The sequence below is a fragment of the Abiotrophia sp. HMSC24B09 genome, assembly GCF_001815865.1.
Classification (GTDB): domain Bacteria; phylum Bacillota; class Bacilli; order Lactobacillales; family Aerococcaceae; genus Abiotrophia.
In genome coordinates, this window is record NZ_KV822203.1 from 120,906 (window position 1) to 137,886 (window position 16,981).

14 protein-coding genes and 1 tRNA gene are annotated in these 16,981 nt (G+C 46.1%); 3 read left to right on the top strand and 12 right to left on the bottom strand.

The window, feature by feature from the left end; all coding sequences use genetic code 11:
- Positions 1–56: 56 nt before the first annotated feature.
- The 6 genes from HMPREF3093_RS05365 to thrC all read right to left on the bottom strand — a co-directional run bounded on the left by HMPREF3093_RS05365 (position 57) and on the right by thrC (position 7,760).
- Positions 57–1,574 (bottom strand): ATP-binding cassette domain-containing protein, encoded by a 1,518-nt coding sequence (locus HMPREF3093_RS05365; protein ID WP_070755992.1) that lies wholly within the window; start codon positions 1,572–1,574, stop codon positions 57–59.
- Positions 1,575–1,991: 417 nt separating this feature from the next.
- Positions 1,992–4,457 (bottom strand): DEAD/DEAH box helicase, encoded by a 2,466-nt coding sequence (locus HMPREF3093_RS05370; protein WP_070755994.1) that lies wholly within the window; start codon positions 4,455–4,457, stop codon positions 1,992–1,994.
- On the bottom strand, positions 4,454–5,248 hold the full coding sequence (locus HMPREF3093_RS05375) for a Hachiman antiphage defense system protein HamA (protein ID WP_070755996.1): 795 nt from the start codon (positions 5,246–5,248) through the stop codon (positions 4,454–4,456). Before HMPREF3093_RS05375 ends, HMPREF3093_RS05370 begins: the two co-directional genes overlap by 4 nt.
- 267 nt (positions 5,249–5,515) lie before the next feature.
- The gene (locus HMPREF3093_RS05380; protein ID WP_070755998.1) at positions 5,516–5,707 is read right to left on the bottom strand and encodes a CsbD family protein; all 192 of its coding nucleotides are present in this window, start codon (positions 5,705–5,707) and stop codon (positions 5,516–5,518) included.
- 107 nt (positions 5,708–5,814) lie between these two features.
- Positions 5,815–6,237 carry a GNAT family N-acetyltransferase gene (locus tag HMPREF3093_RS05385; RefSeq protein WP_070756000.1) on the bottom strand — a complete coding sequence of 141 codons (423 nt, stop codon included), beginning with the start codon at positions 6,235–6,237 and terminating at the stop codon, positions 5,815–5,817.
- A 32-nt stretch (positions 6,238–6,269) separates the two neighbouring features.
- Entirely contained in the window at positions 6,270–7,760 is a 1,491-nt protein-coding gene (thrC, locus tag HMPREF3093_RS05390) for a threonine synthase (protein ID WP_070756002.1), read from the bottom strand.
- 120 nt (positions 7,761–7,880) lie between these two features.
- Here thrC and HMPREF3093_RS05395 point away from each other — a divergent pair, with 120 nt between their 5' ends.
- Together HMPREF3093_RS05395 and HMPREF3093_RS05400 are read left to right on the top strand one after the other, a co-directional pair.
- Positions 7,881–8,582 (top strand): AzlC family ABC transporter permease, encoded by a 702-nt coding sequence (locus tag HMPREF3093_RS05395; RefSeq protein ID WP_070756004.1) that lies wholly within the window; start codon positions 7,881–7,883, stop codon positions 8,580–8,582.
- A complete protein-coding gene (locus HMPREF3093_RS05400) occupies positions 8,579–8,905 on the top strand; it encodes a branched-chain amino acid transporter permease (protein ID WP_070756006.1) in 327 nt (108 codons plus the stop codon). Before HMPREF3093_RS05395 ends, HMPREF3093_RS05400 begins: the two co-directional genes overlap by 4 nt.
- Before the next feature lie 46 nt (positions 8,906–8,951).
- Here the strand turns inward: HMPREF3093_RS05400 and HMPREF3093_RS05405 are convergent, their stop codons facing one another.
- The 6 genes from HMPREF3093_RS05405 to HMPREF3093_RS05430 all read right to left on the bottom strand — a co-directional run bounded on the left by HMPREF3093_RS05405 (position 8,952) and on the right by HMPREF3093_RS05430 (position 15,981).
- A complete protein-coding gene (locus tag HMPREF3093_RS05405; protein WP_070756008.1) occupies positions 8,952–9,665 on the bottom strand; it encodes a hypothetical protein in 714 nt (237 codons plus the stop codon).
- The gene (locus HMPREF3093_RS05410) at positions 9,662–10,564 is read right to left on the bottom strand and encodes a polysaccharide deacetylase family protein (RefSeq protein WP_180363275.1); all 903 of its coding nucleotides are present in this window, start codon (positions 10,562–10,564) and stop codon (positions 9,662–9,664) included. Before HMPREF3093_RS05410 ends, HMPREF3093_RS05405 begins: the two co-directional genes overlap by 4 nt.
- A 210-nt stretch (positions 10,565–10,774) precedes the next feature.
- Positions 10,775–13,726, bottom strand: coding sequence for a SpaA isopeptide-forming pilin-related protein (locus HMPREF3093_RS05415; protein ID WP_070756012.1), 2,952 nt, complete (start codon positions 13,724–13,726; stop codon positions 10,775–10,777).
- A gap of 292 nt (positions 13,727–14,018) precedes the next feature.
- Positions 14,019–14,092, bottom strand: a tRNA-Arg gene (locus HMPREF3093_RS05420).
- Positions 14,093–14,214: 122 nt separating this feature from the next.
- Positions 14,215–15,198 (bottom strand): phosphate acetyltransferase, encoded by a 984-nt coding sequence (pta, locus tag HMPREF3093_RS05425; protein WP_070756013.1) that lies wholly within the window; start codon positions 15,196–15,198, stop codon positions 14,215–14,217.
- Positions 15,199–15,354: 156 nt separating this feature from the next.
- The gene (locus tag HMPREF3093_RS05430) at positions 15,355–15,981 is read right to left on the bottom strand and encodes a Pr6Pr family membrane protein (RefSeq protein WP_083316288.1); all 627 of its coding nucleotides are present in this window, start codon (positions 15,979–15,981) and stop codon (positions 15,355–15,357) included.
- Positions 15,982–16,150: 169 nt separating this feature from the next.
- Between HMPREF3093_RS05430 and HMPREF3093_RS05435 the strand changes: the two genes are divergently transcribed.
- Positions 16,151–16,951, top strand: coding sequence for a formate/nitrite transporter family protein (locus tag HMPREF3093_RS05435; protein ID WP_070756105.1), 801 nt, complete (start codon positions 16,151–16,153; stop codon positions 16,949–16,951).
- The last annotated feature ends 30 nt before the right edge of the window (positions 16,952–16,981 follow it).

Genomic DNA, 16,981 nt, shown 5'->3' on the forward strand with positions numbered 1-16,981 from the left:
AGTTCAATGCCTATTCATTTTATCACAAAGACCTAGCCCTCAACAAGGCAAGCCCGCTATTGCTTCTCAGCCGGTTCCAAAGCCAAACGCCGGTCACAGACTTGATCCAGGAAGAGTTGGTCATGGGAAACCGCCAGAATGGCCCCGAGGAAGTCGCTAAAAATTTGCCTTACTTCAGCCTGAGACAAGGGCGAGAAATTACGGCTAGGCTCGTCCAGTAACAAGACATTGACCTCCATCAGATTCAACTTGAGCAGGAGCAACTTGGCCTGCTGGCCCCCAGACAGTTGGCTAATGGGGTGACGCATCTCATCAGGGTCGAAGCGTAGGCTACCCAGATAGGTCATGAGCTTAGTCTTCTCCTCCTGGCTACCCGATTCCTGGAGAAAGTCCAAGGGCGTCTGATCCTGAGGCAGGACCTGGCGATAATCTTGGGGCATATAGCCCAGACGAATGCCCGGCCGGTCGGTCAGCCAGTCACGGACTTGCTTCAACAAGGTGGATTTGCCCACCCCATTGGGGCCCACCAGTCCAATTTTCTCCTGGCCTCGCCACTCCAGGGTCAGGGGTTGAGTCAGAGCGCGCCCCTCTAGGCGGACCACATAGTCCGGCTCGTTGATTAGCCATTTGCTGGCGGGCAAGGGATGGGGGCAGGGCACTTTGACCAAGATGGCATCCTCTTGAATGGGAATCTCCAGCATGTCCTCAGCCTGACGCTCCAAGCGCCGGCCAACAGACTTAACGTTGCGCATTTTCTTAGCCAAGAGACGACCCAGGCTAGAATCATGGGCCTGACGTAATTGGTGTTGGACCTTGTCGTGCATTTGCCGATGTCGGGCCTCCTGCTTGGCCTGCTCCTCCTGCTGCTTGCGGGCCAGCTGGCCCTGACGCTGGAACTGGGCCTCCCGTTGACTGCGATAGGTCTCATAGTCCAGATTGACCAGATGAACCCGGCTGGCCTTGTGGTTATGAATTGTCTCAATATGCAGAATGCGATTGGCCACTTGAGTCAGGAAGGCCTCATCATGGGAAATAAAGAGGACCGCTGCCGGCAAACTAGCCAGGGTCCGACTGAGCCAGTCCAGTGTGGCCAAGTCCAAGTCATTGGAAGGCTCATCCAAGAGCAGACAGTCCGGCTCCAAGGCCAGGGTCCGTGCCAACTGCAATTTGAGCTTTTCTCCCCCTGACAGCGTCCCCATGAGCTGCTGGCTGGTGAGACGATCGGGGTCAAAGCCTAATTGGCTGACTAGCTGATAGAAGTAACCATAGTCTATTTGCTCGGCCAAGACCGGATCAAAGCAATAAGCCTCGATGGTCAAACCTTCATCTTGGGCTGGGAAAGTCTGGCCAATCCAGACCGTCCGGCCAAAGGAATTAGAACAAGTGCCCGTCACCTCGACATAAGGCAGGGGCGCATCCGGCTGCCTGAGCCAGTTCAAGAGCGAGGACTTGCCGCAGCCTTCTTCGCCAATCAGGGCTAGCTTGTCGCCTGGCTTCAAGTCAAAGGACAGGGAAGGAATTAAGACCTTGAGGTCTTGTTGATGGGTCATGGTAAAATTTTCAACGTGTAACATCTGCTACCTCCTATATAAAGAGGGACCGATGCCCTATCTAGCGTCGGTCCCTGTTGGAAGCAAATGGAATAAGCCAAAGAAAGAGTCTGCGCCCTCATATAAGGGGCGCCTGCCCTAGCTGCTTGTACCTCTTCACTAAAATTGACCGCACTAAATAAAACCATCTTGATCCTTTATTTAGTAATTGACAATTTTAGTTAACTTTCATCGGCACAAGTACCTCCTTGGTGAATTACCTTTAGTATACGCTTACTTGGCGGGGAATGCAAGTGATTTATCAGCAACTATTTTCCTCTCTACATCTGAGCTTATGCTCATAAGGTGACACCATTTATTCCTAACCTCTTATATGCTAGTCATTGAGAATACAAAACTCAAATTCACCTATGATTTCACTATATTTTATAACAAACAGCGCTAGTTAATTGGCAAATTTATAGAAAGTTCTGATATTAGAATACCATTTTCACCATTGCTTTCCATAGTCTCGATTAGTTTCTTTTTAAAAAATACTTCATTATTTAGGGTATTTACCTCATAAAACTCCTTGTATTTATCAAAAAGAATATTCGTCAAGGTATTACTAATTCCACAGTTTAGCAATGCTATTTTATCTTTATTACTCGTCCCATATTTGAGTTTAAGGTATAGCTTTCCCTCAATCAATTCAAGAGAATATAGTATTTCTATGTACTTGATAATTTCATTATCAATAAAATCAAATTCCTCTTTGAGTCTCACTATCGCTAAATTTACTTTTTCCTGATTACTTTTTTCGCCTATGTCCGTCCAGTATTTTTGGTGACTGTTTGTTCCTCTAGTTTTGTCTCCCCAATTTCCAACATAGACAAATTTAGATTGCTGCTTATTTAGCCTATTCCAGTAGGCCACGATTCGAGTAATCATTTCCTTTAAAGTTATTCCGCTCATGCGCCAATTGATAAGCATCATATAAAATTGTTGAGCACGTTGTTCTTTTAAACGTTTTATGTTGTTCGATGAGTTCTCATCTTCTGTTATATAATCAAAGAAAAGAGACTTCATTAGACTAAAAACATTTTCTAGTTTGTGCGCTTGTTGCATTCCTGCAAGCTGAGCATTTAGTTTTTCTTCAACAAGTAAAACATTGAATATCCTCACATTATTTTGAAAACACAGCCTTCCTATTAGACTCTTCGGCGTTGCAACTGTTTTCTCCGTTAAAATATTATCATCTGAGAAATTCTCGAGCATTACTTCTGCCTGCTCGATAACATCTTTATCAATCTGCATGTGATTCTTTAATAAAGGATTGAAAATCTCATCTTTTATATCATCTTCATTTTCGGCTAAAACATGTCTACTTTTAAAGAATTTCAATACATTGAAGTTCTTACTACAATACCTCCCTTTAATTATATGGATTTCCGGAAGTAAGTAATCTAAACTCCCTGTTTCAGGATTAAAAATATCACCAAAACGACAAACTCGCCCAATTAAGTTCTTAAAATCAGAAGATTTTAAGTTTCCATTACCTCTTTTAGGATCTAAAATAAACATCTTAGTAGCAGGAATATTTACTCCCTCCAGTAAAGTAGAGTTAGCTATAATATAACGAATTTCTGGCACATAAGAATATAAATTCTCTATGTAATATCTAACGAATTCTGGCACTGATCCGTGGTGATAAATAACCCCTCGTTCTAAGTTGTTTGCCAACTCATAATCTTCATGGATAAATTCCCTTAAATCAGAGACAGCTTTCTTTATTTTGTCGTTCATAGAAATATCTAGATTACTAGTTAACTCATTCGCAAAACTCTCAATCTTTTTAGGCGTATTTAAATATATAATATTCTTTTTATCTGCATAATCAATAACTATTTCGGCATCTTTTGAGTATATTCTCTTTTTCTCTTTATATACTATTTTCTCTTTGTCCCCTGAGAATTGATCAAGTACACCAAATGTGCTGTCATCAAGATCATGTACATAGAACATTTCAGATTTCATAGTCTCAGATACAGTAAACCATTCCGGTTGTTCAGCTATATACTTTAAAATAATGCTATCTCTCGAACTCAAAAAAGGGGTTAGATATCTACAAGATAGATGATCATTTCTTGTATGACATATTATAATAACAGAAGCAAGCAAGATGCTACGAGAACTACTTTTAGAGAATTTATCCAGTAAATTATGCGCCTCATCAATTACTAGAATGTCAAATTTTAAATTTGGATTGTTTTGCAACAATCTCAAAAGCCTTTCTTGTGTTAACACAGCTATAATATTAGTCTCGCCTTCTGAATACATTTCAGGTTGCGTGATTATTTTCCGAGTGCCTATATGGTTTAGAATACGTTTCTTAGTTTGAGCTAAAAGTGATTTAGTTGGTGTTACTATGCAAATATTTTGATGCTTAGAGGTATCGAGAAATGACAAGATTAATTCAGTTTTACCGTAAGAGGTTGGTGCTACTACGATATAAGAACTATGCCTACAAGCCATAACCGCTCCTTGCAATTCACTTTGACCCACTGTTTTGTATTGATCTCCAACTTTATATTCTTTATTAACTGCGGTATTAATCTCAGTATGCAAGTTACCAAAGTCTTCACCATATCGCATATTCTCATAAATAAACTGCGAGATTGGGATAAGACCTTTATTTAGGCTCAATTCATAAAGTGGCTTATAGTCTTTAGTCTGTTTACTATATAAAAGAAAAAGTCTATATCCCAATTTACGAATATGTTCATTCTCTCGTCCAACAAAATACGTACCTAGAGAAAGCAAAACCTCATAATCCTTAACATCCATCTTATCCGGTGTAGTGAGTAATTTCCAATACAGCTCTTTAAATGTTGTATTATATAATCTTTTTAATGTTAATTTTTTCATTTTACAACCTCTGTTAAGCCGCTTAAAAACTCAACGACAGCTTCCATTGTTTTCTTTTGTATCGCTATGATTTTCACATTTGAGAACAATTCTTGCTCTCTTATTTTTTCATAAATAGACTCAACTTTTGCTTCATCGATATTTGAATCAAAGCTACAAAATACCGTCCCGCCAAGGACTACATTTTTATCAGTACTAACATTTGTATCGCTTTTTTCTCCAAGGATTTTAAGAACTACATTCTTTTCATCCGACCCACCCATACTAGCACGAACTGAATTAATAGCATTAAGCCAAAGTTGAGCATTCTCTTCGTTTAGCCGTTTCTGCAAATCTCTTTTCGCTTCATTAATTCTCTCTTCCACTTTTTTGTTCGAATTAGAGTCAGACCCTACTTCACCAGCTTTAGATTCTATTATCCAAATACCATTACTTGCATCACATGCTATGATATCAAATCCTTTTTTTACATTCCTTTCTTCCATATTAAAGAAAGGAGAAATGATTTCCAAACCTCCTACCATTCGAATTATAACATTTAATAGCAACTCTCCAATTGCTCCTACTCTCTTATTTTTATCTGGAGATAATCTACAGTTGACTAGTTCAAGAATTGTTTTTTCAAAACTATAATATTGTGTGATACCGCTCAAAGCACACTGTCCGTGACAAATAACTGTAAGCTCATCCTTAATTTTATCTTTTAATTCATCAGAAAGATTTGTTATCTCAATAATCTTATATTCATCAAATTCATTTATGATTACACCATCTAATAGTTGTCTTCGCATGTATTATCACCTAATGTTTGGATTTTCCTCTCTCCAAAATTAGTATAGCATAAAACAACAAAAGTAAAAGGGTAAGTTTGAGATAAATCCACTTTGAACCAGGCTTAATTCTTCTATTAACTTTGGTACTATTAAAATATTCTACTGTTGTCGCCTTTCATTTCATATTTTTTCATCCCTTTTTTATCTCTCCTACTTCCTCCAAGCACAAAAAAAGCACCCCTAGACTTGAGGGGTACTGGTGATGCTAAGCTTGTTTTACTTGGATTATTTGCCCAAGGAATTTTTGATGCCTTCCACTGCACCTTTGGCAGCTTCAGCCACGTCATGAGCCACTTCTTTGGCTTTACTAACGACGCCTTCAACAACGCCTTCAGTTTCAAGGCCTTTGTCGCCAGTTACTTTACCTGCCACTTCCTTGACTTTGCCAGCAGCTTGGTCGAGTTTATCTTCCAACATCTCAGTCCCCTCCTTTCTACTATGATAACTTTAGTCTACCACTTTAAGGTCCCCAGTACGAATTATTTGCCTAACCATAGCAAATAAAAAGAGACTAGGACAGCGTCCTAATCTCCTTGATTGGCTAAAAATCCAGTTAGCTCCGCCTGGGCAAAGCCCACTAGGCCGCGACGCCCGTACCATTCCCGGACAGACTGGTTCCAAGGCGTGGTGTCCGTCACTAGGAAGACCTGACGATAGGCCTGGCTAGCTTCCTGAATTCGATTCAGCAATTGTCGGCCTATGCCTTGCTTCTGATAGGCTGGCAGAACTAAGATGTCTTGGATCAAGGCCACATAGTGGCCATCTCCCACTGTACGCACCAGCCCCACTAGCTGGTCTTGGTCCCAGGCGCTGATGACATCTTGGGAAGCCGCCAGCATTTGCCCCAAGTCAGACACCTGGTCTAGGTAGGCTGTCCAACCGACTGCCTGATAGAGTGGTCGCAACTGGACATCAGAAATCTTCTTATCATGACGATATTCAATCATCTTGAGCACCCTCTTTCTTAGGAATTCGACGATTAGAGCCCCAACTTAGTCAAGATGCTAGCCTTCATGCCGGCCACATCTACCACTTCATTATGACGGATTTGGGCTGCTTTGACTTCGAGAACGGCCGCAGGTTGTGGCACGCCAGAGATAGCTTCCAGTTGGTCCACCAGGGTCAGGTCATCCACCTCAGGATCTAAGTCCTGGAAGGACTGCATGACAGAGCGTGGGAACTTGTAAGGGCTGGCGGTCGAGGCGATTAAGGTTGGCGTGGTGTCGCCTGTCTCCTGACGGTAGTCGCTGTAAACCGAAGTGGCTACTGCCGTATGAGGGTCTAAGACATAGCCGGTCGCTTCATAGACGGCCTTAATGCTAGCTTCGATTTGGGCCTCATCGGCGTAACCCCCATAGAAATCAGCATAAGTTGCCTGCATTTGAGGCGTCACTTGGTAGTGACCTTGTTCCACTAATTGCTTCATATAAGTAGCCGTTTGGGCCGCATCATTGCCGGTCGCATGGTAAATCAAACGCTCTAGGTTGCTAGAGATGAGGATATCCATGGATGGCGAATTAGTCACATAGAAAGGACGTTGGCGGTCGTAGACGCCGGTCTTGAAGAAGTCGGTTAAGACATTGTTCTTGTTAGAGGCACAGATAAAGGTCTTGATTGGCAAGCCCATTTGACGCGCATAGTAGGCTGCCAAAATGTTACCGAAGTTACCGGTTGGCACATCCACATTGATGGCGTCGCCTAAAGCAATGACACCTTGACTCACCAGTTGCAAGTAGGCAAAGACATAGTAAGCCACTTGGGGAATGAGCCGGCCAATGTTAATAGAGTTGGCACTTGAGAATTGGTAGCCTGCCGCGGCAATCTGCTCATTGAGAGCTTGGTCCCCGAAGAGATCCTTGACTTGACTTTGGGCATCATCGAAGTTGCTGGTAATGCCGACTACATAGGTGTTGTCACCCTTCTGAGTCAGCATTTGCAGTTCTTGGATATGGCTGACGCCACCCTTAGGATAGAAGACCACAATCTTAGTACCGGGCACATCCGCAAAGCCGGCCATGGCCGCCTTACCGGTATCACCGGATGTGGCAGTCAGGATGACGATTTCCTTGTCAGAGCCTTGTTTCTTAGCCGAAGTGGTCATGAGATAAGGCAGGATGGACAGGGCCATATCCTTAAAGGCGATGGTCTGGCCATGGAAGAGCTCCAGATAGTAGGCATCCCCTACCTTCTTAACTGGGGTCAATTCTGACGTGTCAAACTTGTCGCTGTTATAGGCCCCATCGATGCAAGCCTGTAATTCTTCCTGGCTGAAGTCATCAAAATAAGCCTTCATGACGGTAAAGGCAACCTCCTGATAGGACTTGCCCACTAGGTCAGCCAGAGGGACTGGCAATTTGGGATGCTCCACCGGCACATAGAGGCCCCCGTCTTCCGCAATCCCCTTAAGGATAGCTTGAGAAGCGGTGACACGGTTTTCTGGGTTACGAGTACTTTGGTAATATAAGGTCATGGTGACTTCCCTCTTTTCACGTTAAATCTTCACTTGGTCATTATACCATAAGTCAGGTGGACTTGACAGGGCCAAGGAAGGCAATTAGAATGGGACTATTAACGATGCCGAGGTGAATCAATGAAACGCGCTCTCTCCTATGTCTTCCCTAAGACCATTCCTATTATGACGGGCTTTCTCTTCCTAGGATTCTCCCTGGGCATGTTAGCCGTCAGCAAGGGATTCCCACCCTACTTGCCGGTCTTAATGTCCCTCTTTATTTTCGCTGGTTCCATGGAGTTTGTGACCTTGCAGCTCTTGCTTGCTGCCTTCAATCCACTCCAGGCCCTGCTCTTGACCCTCATGGTCAATGCCCGCCATCTCTTCTATGGCCTGGCCATGCTGGACAAATACCACCATCTAGGTTGGCAGCAACCCTATCTGATCTTCGGCATGTGTGATGAGTCCTTCTCTATTAATGTGACGCTAGATCTACCTCAAGACCTTGACCGAGGCTGGGCCTACTTCCATGTGACCTGGCTCAACCAATTCTACTGGGTCTGCGCGACGGCCATGGGGGCTTTTATTGGTCCCTACCTGCCCATTAATATCAAGGGCATGGACTTCGTTCTCAACGCCCTCTTCATTGTCTTGCTGATTGAACAATGGCGTTCCCACCGTCAACACTCCGCTGCCTTTATTGGCTTAGGCGCATCGATTCTCTGTTTGGTTCTCTTTGGCCCGGAAAACTTTATGATTCCGGCCATGATCCTCATGTTAGTCCTCTTTGGTTACCGCTACTGGCAGCAGAAGCAGCAGCAAGACCAGGAGGTGAGCGCATGACCCCTTGGCAGCAAGCGATTACCATCGCTCTAGTCGTTCTAGGAACGGTGCTGACACGTTTTCTAGCCTTCTGGATCTTCCCAGCTCACAAGCGGCCACCAGCCTTCGTTAGCTACTTAGGCCAAATGCTACCCACTGCCGTCATGGGACTCCTAGTCGTCTATGCCTTCCGCCATCTCAGCCCTAGTCTGCCCCAAGACAGTCTGCTTTTGATTGGCGCAGCCCTTATCACAGCTGTCTGCCACCTGTGGAAGCATAACTTCCTCCTTAGCATCGCGCTGGGCACTGCCGTCTATATGATGGGATTACATTTATTAGGATAAGAAAAACGAGCTAGGAAGCATCCTAGCTCGTTATTTTTATATTCAATTAAACTAGCACATTCAAGAGACCCATGAGGCCCATGCCTAGGAAGACGGCATAGGGAGTGATTGGGCGCTTAGCTTGGCGGACAACCTCCTGATAGAGGTCCACAAAGGCCACATAGAAGAGATAGCCGGCCATAAGTTGATTGAAGACGGCTAGGCTAATTAAGGAGCCCATGCCCTCGATTAGGACAAAGCCAAGGCCTAGCCCAGCTAAGTTGCCCAGCACCAACCAGAGCCAGGTACCAGCCTTGGCTGGACGGCTTAATTCCCGTATGGTCATAGCTTCCACTAAAGCGTGTGGCGCTGTCAGGAAGAGATAGGCTGTCCCCAACCAAGGATTGACCCGGCAGAGGCTATAAATCAGCACCCCTTCCAGCATATTTTGAAGGGTGAAGGCCCCTAGGCGCAGGCGCCCACTCGGTGCCCAACCAACAAAGGAATGCAGGCCTGACATGAGGATGACCGGGGTAAAGAAGAGAATAAGGCTAAACAAAGTGGCCATGCGGAAACCCAGAATCCCCATAAGTGTGGGCTGGGTAGAAGGCAATAAATCGAAGAAGACTAATTCTAGCCAGATGCCGCAGGTCAACAAGAGTAGTTGGCTACGAACCCAAGGCCGCGCCCCTAACTTAGGGCCTAAGTGCCAGCCCCAAAAGGTAGCCAAGGCATAGGCAGCCATACCCAAACCTAGTCCTAACCAAGCAAGTGAACTCATGTTAACACCCCAAATTCATAGCCTTGAGACTTGAAGTAATCAATAATGTGAGGCAGGGCCTCAATGGTCAATTGCTTATCTGAAGCATCGTGCATGAGGATGACCCGCACCTTGGCATCCGGCGCCACATAGAAGGATTTTTCCATATAGGCTAGCATATCACTAGGCGTGGTTGGCCGGGCAGACGGTGTTTCCGCATCGCCGGACATACCATTCCAGTCCATCCAGTCCACATCTAGCTTTTTAAGAGAGGCATCCAGTTCTTCGGTCCCCTTCCAGGACATATGGCCACCTGGGTAACGCCAGACAGCCGTATGGAAATCCCGACCTAGCACTTCCTGCATAGAAGCTTGGGTTTCCTTGACTTCCTTGACTACTTGATTGACATCGACTACCCCGCCCGGAAAGAGACGATTGTAATCATGACTGTAGGAGTGAATCCCGATGGCATGTCCCTCGCGAATTTGCCGTTCTAACAAGGGCCGGGTCTTGTCTCCCACCGTCTTACCAATCACGAAGAAGGTAGCCGGCACCTTTTTAGCCTTGAGAACATCTAAAATCTTAGGCGTCACTTCAAAGTTAACACCGTCATCGAAGGTTAAAAATACTATTTTTTTATCTGAGGCTTTAGGATCGTAGAGGAGCTTACGCACATCCTGAGCCTTATAGGCATAGGCGCTGGCCGCCTGGTTATGGTTAGATCCCTTGACCAGTTCTTGGGGCTTGCTTTCTACTTCCTTCTTACTGGACTCTTGACTGGCTGAAGATTGAGACTGCCCTGTTAAGGCTATCTGACTTGAGCTAGCCTGCTGAGAACTGTCCTGCCCTTCAAGGGTCTGTAGGAAGAGCATGACGGATAAGATGCAGACAATACAGACCAGGCACAAAATAAGTGCCAATAAGCTATTATAAAGTAGATTCTTCTTGTCCTTTGACCGCATGCTATCGCCCTCGCTATATTTATATCCTTGACTACAATCCTATTATACTCCACTGCCAAAAAAAATGCGACACTTTATTAGCCTGGGAGCCATTATTTTTTTCTAAGCTAGCAAAAAAGTCACCTCGCCTAGAATACTTTCTAAAGCGAGGTGACCAGCTAGTCTTGATTATGCTTCATGATCCTCATCTTGTGAGGCGTCAGTAGACGCTTGATTCTTGCGACGACGGAAGAAGAGAATAGCGCCGCCGAGAGCTAGGAGAGCAAGAGCCAGTGGTGTTAACCAAGCCATGACTTGTTCACCGGTTGATGGCAAATTGCCGTCCTTGCGTTCTACACCAGAAGTCTTAGTCGCTGTCACCTTGTCAGATGAAGCACTCGAACTTGAGGAAGCCGCTGGTTTCTCAGCTAATTGAATGGTCCGCTTAGCCGTCTGCCCGTTGGCCAGCGTTAATTTAATCTTGGTTTGATCCAATTGGTAAGGTTCTGGAACGGCCACTACATAGTAGTCGTAGTCCCCTGCCTTAAGATTGGTAAAGGTGACTTTCCCTTGGGCATCCGTCTTCAATTGTTGGTTGCCTACGGCTAGGGTTACGTCTGCTACTGCTTGGCCGGCAACGTTGACCACGTTGAGTTCCAAGCTGGCTACTTGGGCCTTACGGCTGACCTTGAGGATTGGATGTAAGTCCGCACCTGGGGCCACATCTAAGGTTTGCGCACCTGTTTCAGCTTGATAAGCTTCTGGCACTTCCTTAATGCCGTAAGTGTACTTACCTGCTTCCAAAGCTTCGAAGAGGATATTGCCTTGGTCGTCCGTTTGGCCTTCCAATTCACCTAAGTAAACCGTCACACCTGGGACACTTTGGTTATTGTCATCCATGACTTTCACCGTCACATTAGCGACTGCTTGTTGACGTTGAACAGTCAAAGTAATGGAATGATCGGTGTCAGCTGGTAATTCCGCGTCGCCTGCTTGGGCGCCGGTGTAATTTTCTGGCAAGTTGACAATCTCATAGTGGAAGGTCCCTGGGGTCAAGCCTTTGAAGACAGCTTGGCCGTATTCATTGGTGACTTGTACTTGGTCGCCAATCTTGACGCTAACGCCTGGTACTTCCTTGCCGGCATTATCCAAGACTTTGACGGTCAGGTCACGCTTCTCAGCTTGAGAAGAAGAGGATGAACTTGAAGAAGAAGCTTGATCCTTGCGGCTCACTTGTAAGGTAATGGAGTGGTCGGTGTCACTTGGCAATTCAGCGTCACCACTAGGCGTGCCTTCATAGCCTTCTGGCAATTGGGTTACCGCGTAGTGAATCTTACCAGGCGTTAAGCCCTTGAAGTGGGCATCCCCATTTTCGTCAGTGACAGCCGTTTGGTCGCCAACGGTCACGGTCACGCCGGCTACAATCTTCTGATCTTGGTCTAAAATCTTGATAGTCAAGTCGCGTTTGACAGCTTCAACCGCTGGTTGTACTGGTTTCTTAGTCACTTGTAAGGTAATGGAATGATCGGTGTCACTTGGCAATTCGGCATCACCACTTGGTGTGCCTTCGTAGCCGTCTGGTAAATCCGTTACGGCATAGTGAACCGTCCCTGGCGTCAAGCCTTTGAAGTGGGCATCCCCATTTTCATCGGTCTCAGCACTTTGGCCTTCTACAGTGACCGTTACGCCGGACACAATCTTTTGTTCTTGGTCTAGGACTTTAACGGTCAAGTCGCGTTTAGCTGCTGGCGCTTGACTAGAAGATTCAGCCTTCTTAGCTACCTGCAAGGTAATGGAGTGATCAGTGTCAGCTGGCAGTTCGGCATCCCCATTTGGCATGCCTTCATAGCCTTCTGGCAATTGAGTGACGGCATAGTGAACCTTACCAGGAGTCAAGCCCTTGAAGTGGGCATCCCCATTTTCATCGGTTACTGCGGTTTGGTCTGCCACAGTGACCGTTACGCCGGCTACCGTCTTTTGTTCTTGGTCTAGAACCTTAACGGTTAGGTCGCGCTTAGTCACTTGAGGCTCAGCCTTCTTAGCTACTTGCAAGGTAATGGAATGATCAGTGTCACTTGGCAGTTGGGCTTCGCCACTTGGTGTCCCTTCGTAGCCTTCTGGCAAGTTAGTCACGGCATAGTGTACGGTACCTGGCGTCAAGCCCTTGAAGTGGGCATCCCCATTTTCATCCGTTACGGCACTTTGGTCTTCTACTGTTACCGTTACGCCTGCTACTGTCTTTTGTTCTTGGTCCAGAACCTTAACGGTTAAATCGCGCTTAGTCACTTGAGGCTCAGCTTTCTTAGCCACTTGTAAGGTAATGGAATGGTCAGTGTCAGTTGGGAGTTCAGCTTCACCACTTGGGTTGCCTTCATAACCTGCTGGCAATTGGGTCACGGCATAGTGAACTGTTCCAGGAGTGAGATCCTTGAAGTGGGCATCCCCGTTTTCATCCGTCACAGCTGTTTGGCCTTCCACGGTGACCGTGGCACCCGGCACAATTTCTTGCGCTTGGTCTAAGACCTTGACCGTCAAGTTGCGCTTCACCTCTGGCGCCTGGCTAGAGGATTGGGCTGGTGCTTGTGGCGCACTGCCTGCCCCCTCTTGGTCAGATAGGGTAACGGCTAATTTAGAGACCATTTTCTGATGGTCAGCACTTTCTAAGTCAGGACCTGCCTTGACTTCGAAGGCCACTTCATAGTAGGCCTGACCTTGGTCGTCTGTCTTGAGACTGCCCTTGTCAGACTGTTCCTGTAATTGCTTGTTGGCGGCGATATCTTGTTCCGACCGCTTAGGAATAGAGGTTTCAACTTTTTGTGCCTTGAGAACCTTGTCCGCACGTTTGAAGCCTTGGCCATCATACAAGCGTAAACGATACTTACCAGCGGTTAACTTAGGTACTTGGCTCGCTTGGGCGTCAGATTCATGACGATAAACCACATTACCTGCCTCATCCACAATTTCGTAGGTCGCATTTTCCTGACGTTTTGGCGGATTGGCATCAACTTGTAACAGAATATCCACCGATACTTCAATCGGTGAGTTAGGATTCACTTGCGCTAGGACCAGTCCAGAAGGTACATAGGTCGCTAACATTCCGGCAACTGCAAGGGCAGCGCCAATTTTTCTTAAGCGATTCATACTCTCGCCTCCTTTACCCATATATTACCACATTCAATCGACCCTGTGGGCCATGTCAATAAGAAGTCTAGATTAAATCAATAATCTTCATCATAAATTCATAAATTAGAAATCTAGCCCTCCTCAAGAGGCCATTAAAGCCCTATCCTCTAGCCAAATGAAGCCCTACCATTAGCCAGGGCCGAGTTGGCGACAAGCTAACACTATCTTGCTAGCAGGCCAAGTAATTTTGCCCACAAAAATAAGCCTGACCACTCGCTCGGGCGAATGGTCAGACTCTCTTACTTAGTGACGTCCCCGGCAGGAATTGAACCTGCGGCAGTCCGCTTAGGAGGCGAATCCTCTATCCTACTGAGGTACGGGGACTAGGTGCTCTTAGCACATGGTTTATTATAGCACATGAAGGCCTATCCGACGAGCCTTGAAAGCTCAAAGCTGGACGCTAGCTAAGAAAAAAGAGACTGGTTGCCCAGCCTCTTCTTGATGGCTTATTTTGCTAAAGCTTGGTTAGCGGTGATAATGGCTACCTTGTAGACATCTTCTTCCACGCAACCACGAGATAAGTCAGAGATTGGCGCGTTCAAACCTTGTAAGATTGGACCTACGGCTTCATAGCGACCCAAACGTTGGGCAATCTTGTAGCCGATGTTACCAGATTGGAGGTCAGGGAAGATGTAGACCGTTGCATGACCGGCTACTTCAGAACCTGGTGCCTTTTGGTCCGCCACGATTTCTGAGTAAGAAGCGTCAAATTGAAGTTCCCCGTCGATGAGCACTTCTGGCGCTAATTCTTGCGCCAACTTAGTTGCTTCTACCACCTTGTCCACTTCAGGCGCCTTAGCTGAGCCCTTGGTTGAGAAGCTGAGCATGGCCACGCGTGGCTCGATGTCGAAGATTTTAGCAGTGTGCGCAGATTCTACTGCGATTTCAGCTAATTCTTGTGGTGAAGGGTTGATGTTGATCGCGCAGTCGGCGAAGACTAATTTTTGACCGTCGCTCTCAGCTGGCACCATGATGAAGGCCCCAGATGTACGGGTAATGCCTGGCTTGGTCTTGATGATTTGTAAGGCTGGACGAACGGTGTCACCGGTGGAGTGAACAGCCCCGCTGACTAAGCCATCAGCTAAGCCCATGTAGACCAACATAGTCCCGAAGTAGGACACGTCTTTAAGCAAGTCGCGTGCTTGTTCTTCAGTCGCTTTGCCCTTACGACGTTCTACGAAAGCTGCTACCATAGCATCGTATTCTGCATAAGTTTCTGGATCGATAATGGTAAAGGCGTCGATATTCCAGCTGTTTTGTGCTGCCAAGGCCTTGACTTCTGCTACATTCCCTAAGAGGATTGGCTCTACTAAGTCATCTACACGTAGACGAACAGCCGCCCCTAATACACGTTTGTCGTTAGCTTCTGGGAACACAATCTTGAGGTGTTTACCCTTGATGTTGTTAGCTAAGCGTTTGAACATTACCATAAAATTTGGCCACTTCCTTTTTCTAGTGATAAAACTCTAACTCCTAGTTTACACCCTTTAGGCCTAAAAAAAAAGTGTTCAGTCTAAAAAAAACAAAAAAGGCGCAAATCTTTTAGATTCCGCCTTTAGTCTGTTTTATATGAGAATTAATCTGTACTAGTGTTTTTCATGAAAACGCCCTACTTTTGGCGCTCGTTTCAGGGCCAGCATGCCATAGGCCAGCAAGAGGAAGACCGCCAAAATGGCGACAAAATATTTGCTGAAGCCCCACCAGCCAATGCGGTCAATGTTGAGGAAAAAGTAGGGATAAGGTGAGGCTTTTTCGTTAGGAATGGGCAGATGGAAGACACCACCCCGTATCAGGGCAAAGGTCATATAAATAAGGGGCAATACCGTCCAAGTCAAGGGCTCAAACCAACGATAGTGGCCTTTGGCATCATAGAGGAGCCAATCTAGAATGACCAGAATAGGCGCAATAAAATGAAGGGCAAAGTTCTGGACCCGCCAGAACTGCTCGGGTGTCGCAGTCGGCATCAACAAGACCAGGTAGACGAAGAAGGTCAGGAGAATGGCCGTTGTCACCGCCCCCTTGATACGGGTCAGGCTAGCGGATGGTGCCGGCCGCCCTAGCACTAGCCAAGCGAAGAAGGCTAAGACCAAGATATTGGATAACAAGGTATAGTAGGTTAACTGGTGCCATTTATTAGGATAGAGATTGAAGGTGAGGCCTACGAGCTCTGTTAGGACAATCAGGCTAGGTAGGATGAGACGGCGTTGGCTCAAGATAAGAGACTCCTTTACTTAATTTATTTACTGGCCTATTCTAGCACAAGCTCAGCCAAATGAAAAGGCTGTCGAAAATTTGTCATTTTATTGCCTCAGCTACTTATCAAGCCCCCAAAAATGCGCTATAATGAAACTATCTTTTATTGGAGGGAAAACCATGTCAGATATGTCATTATCACCATTCGTAGATTTTATTAAGAAAGCCTGCACCAAAAAAGCGGCGCTTCTGGAAGAAAGCCTAGGTCGTTACGCAGCGCGCTCTATTTACGCCGGCGCCTTCTTAACCTTGTCAACCGCAGCTGGGGCTGTTGCTGCTGATCAAATCAACACCCTGCACCCAAGCTTGGGCCGCTTCTTCTTCGCCTTCATCTTCGCCTTCGGCTTGGCTTACGCTGTCTTCCTCAACGGGGAACTGGCTACTTCCAACATGATGTTCCTCACTGCAGGGACCTTCAGCAAGGCCATTGATTGGAAAAAAGCACTCAAAGTTCTCTTAATCTGTTCCATCTTCAACTTAGTTGGGACCTTATTCGCTGGCTATCTCTTAGGCAACACCGCAGCCTTCGCTAACCTCAATGAAAACTCAGCCATGGTCGGCATTATCCAAACGAAACTCGCGCGTGGCAACGCCCAAGTCTTCCTTGAAGGGATTGTGGCTAACGTCTTAGTTAACATTGCCATTCTCTGCTTCGTCTTAGTTAAGGATCAAGCAGCACGCCTCACCTTAGTGCTCTCTGCTATCTTCATGTTTGTCTACATGACCAACGAGCACGTGGTAGCTAACTTCGCTTCTATGTCTATCTTGCTCTTCTCACCTTTCAAAGGAGCTAAAGGTTTTGAATTAGTCAATGTCCTACGCCACTGGGGTGTTTCTTACCTTGGTAACCTGGTAGGTGGTGGCCTCTTAATCGGGGTTGTCTACACTTGGCTGAACCAAACCAAGACCAACTACCAAGAGCAAGTTTAATCAGCCAAATCAAGTCTGGGCTTTGCCCAG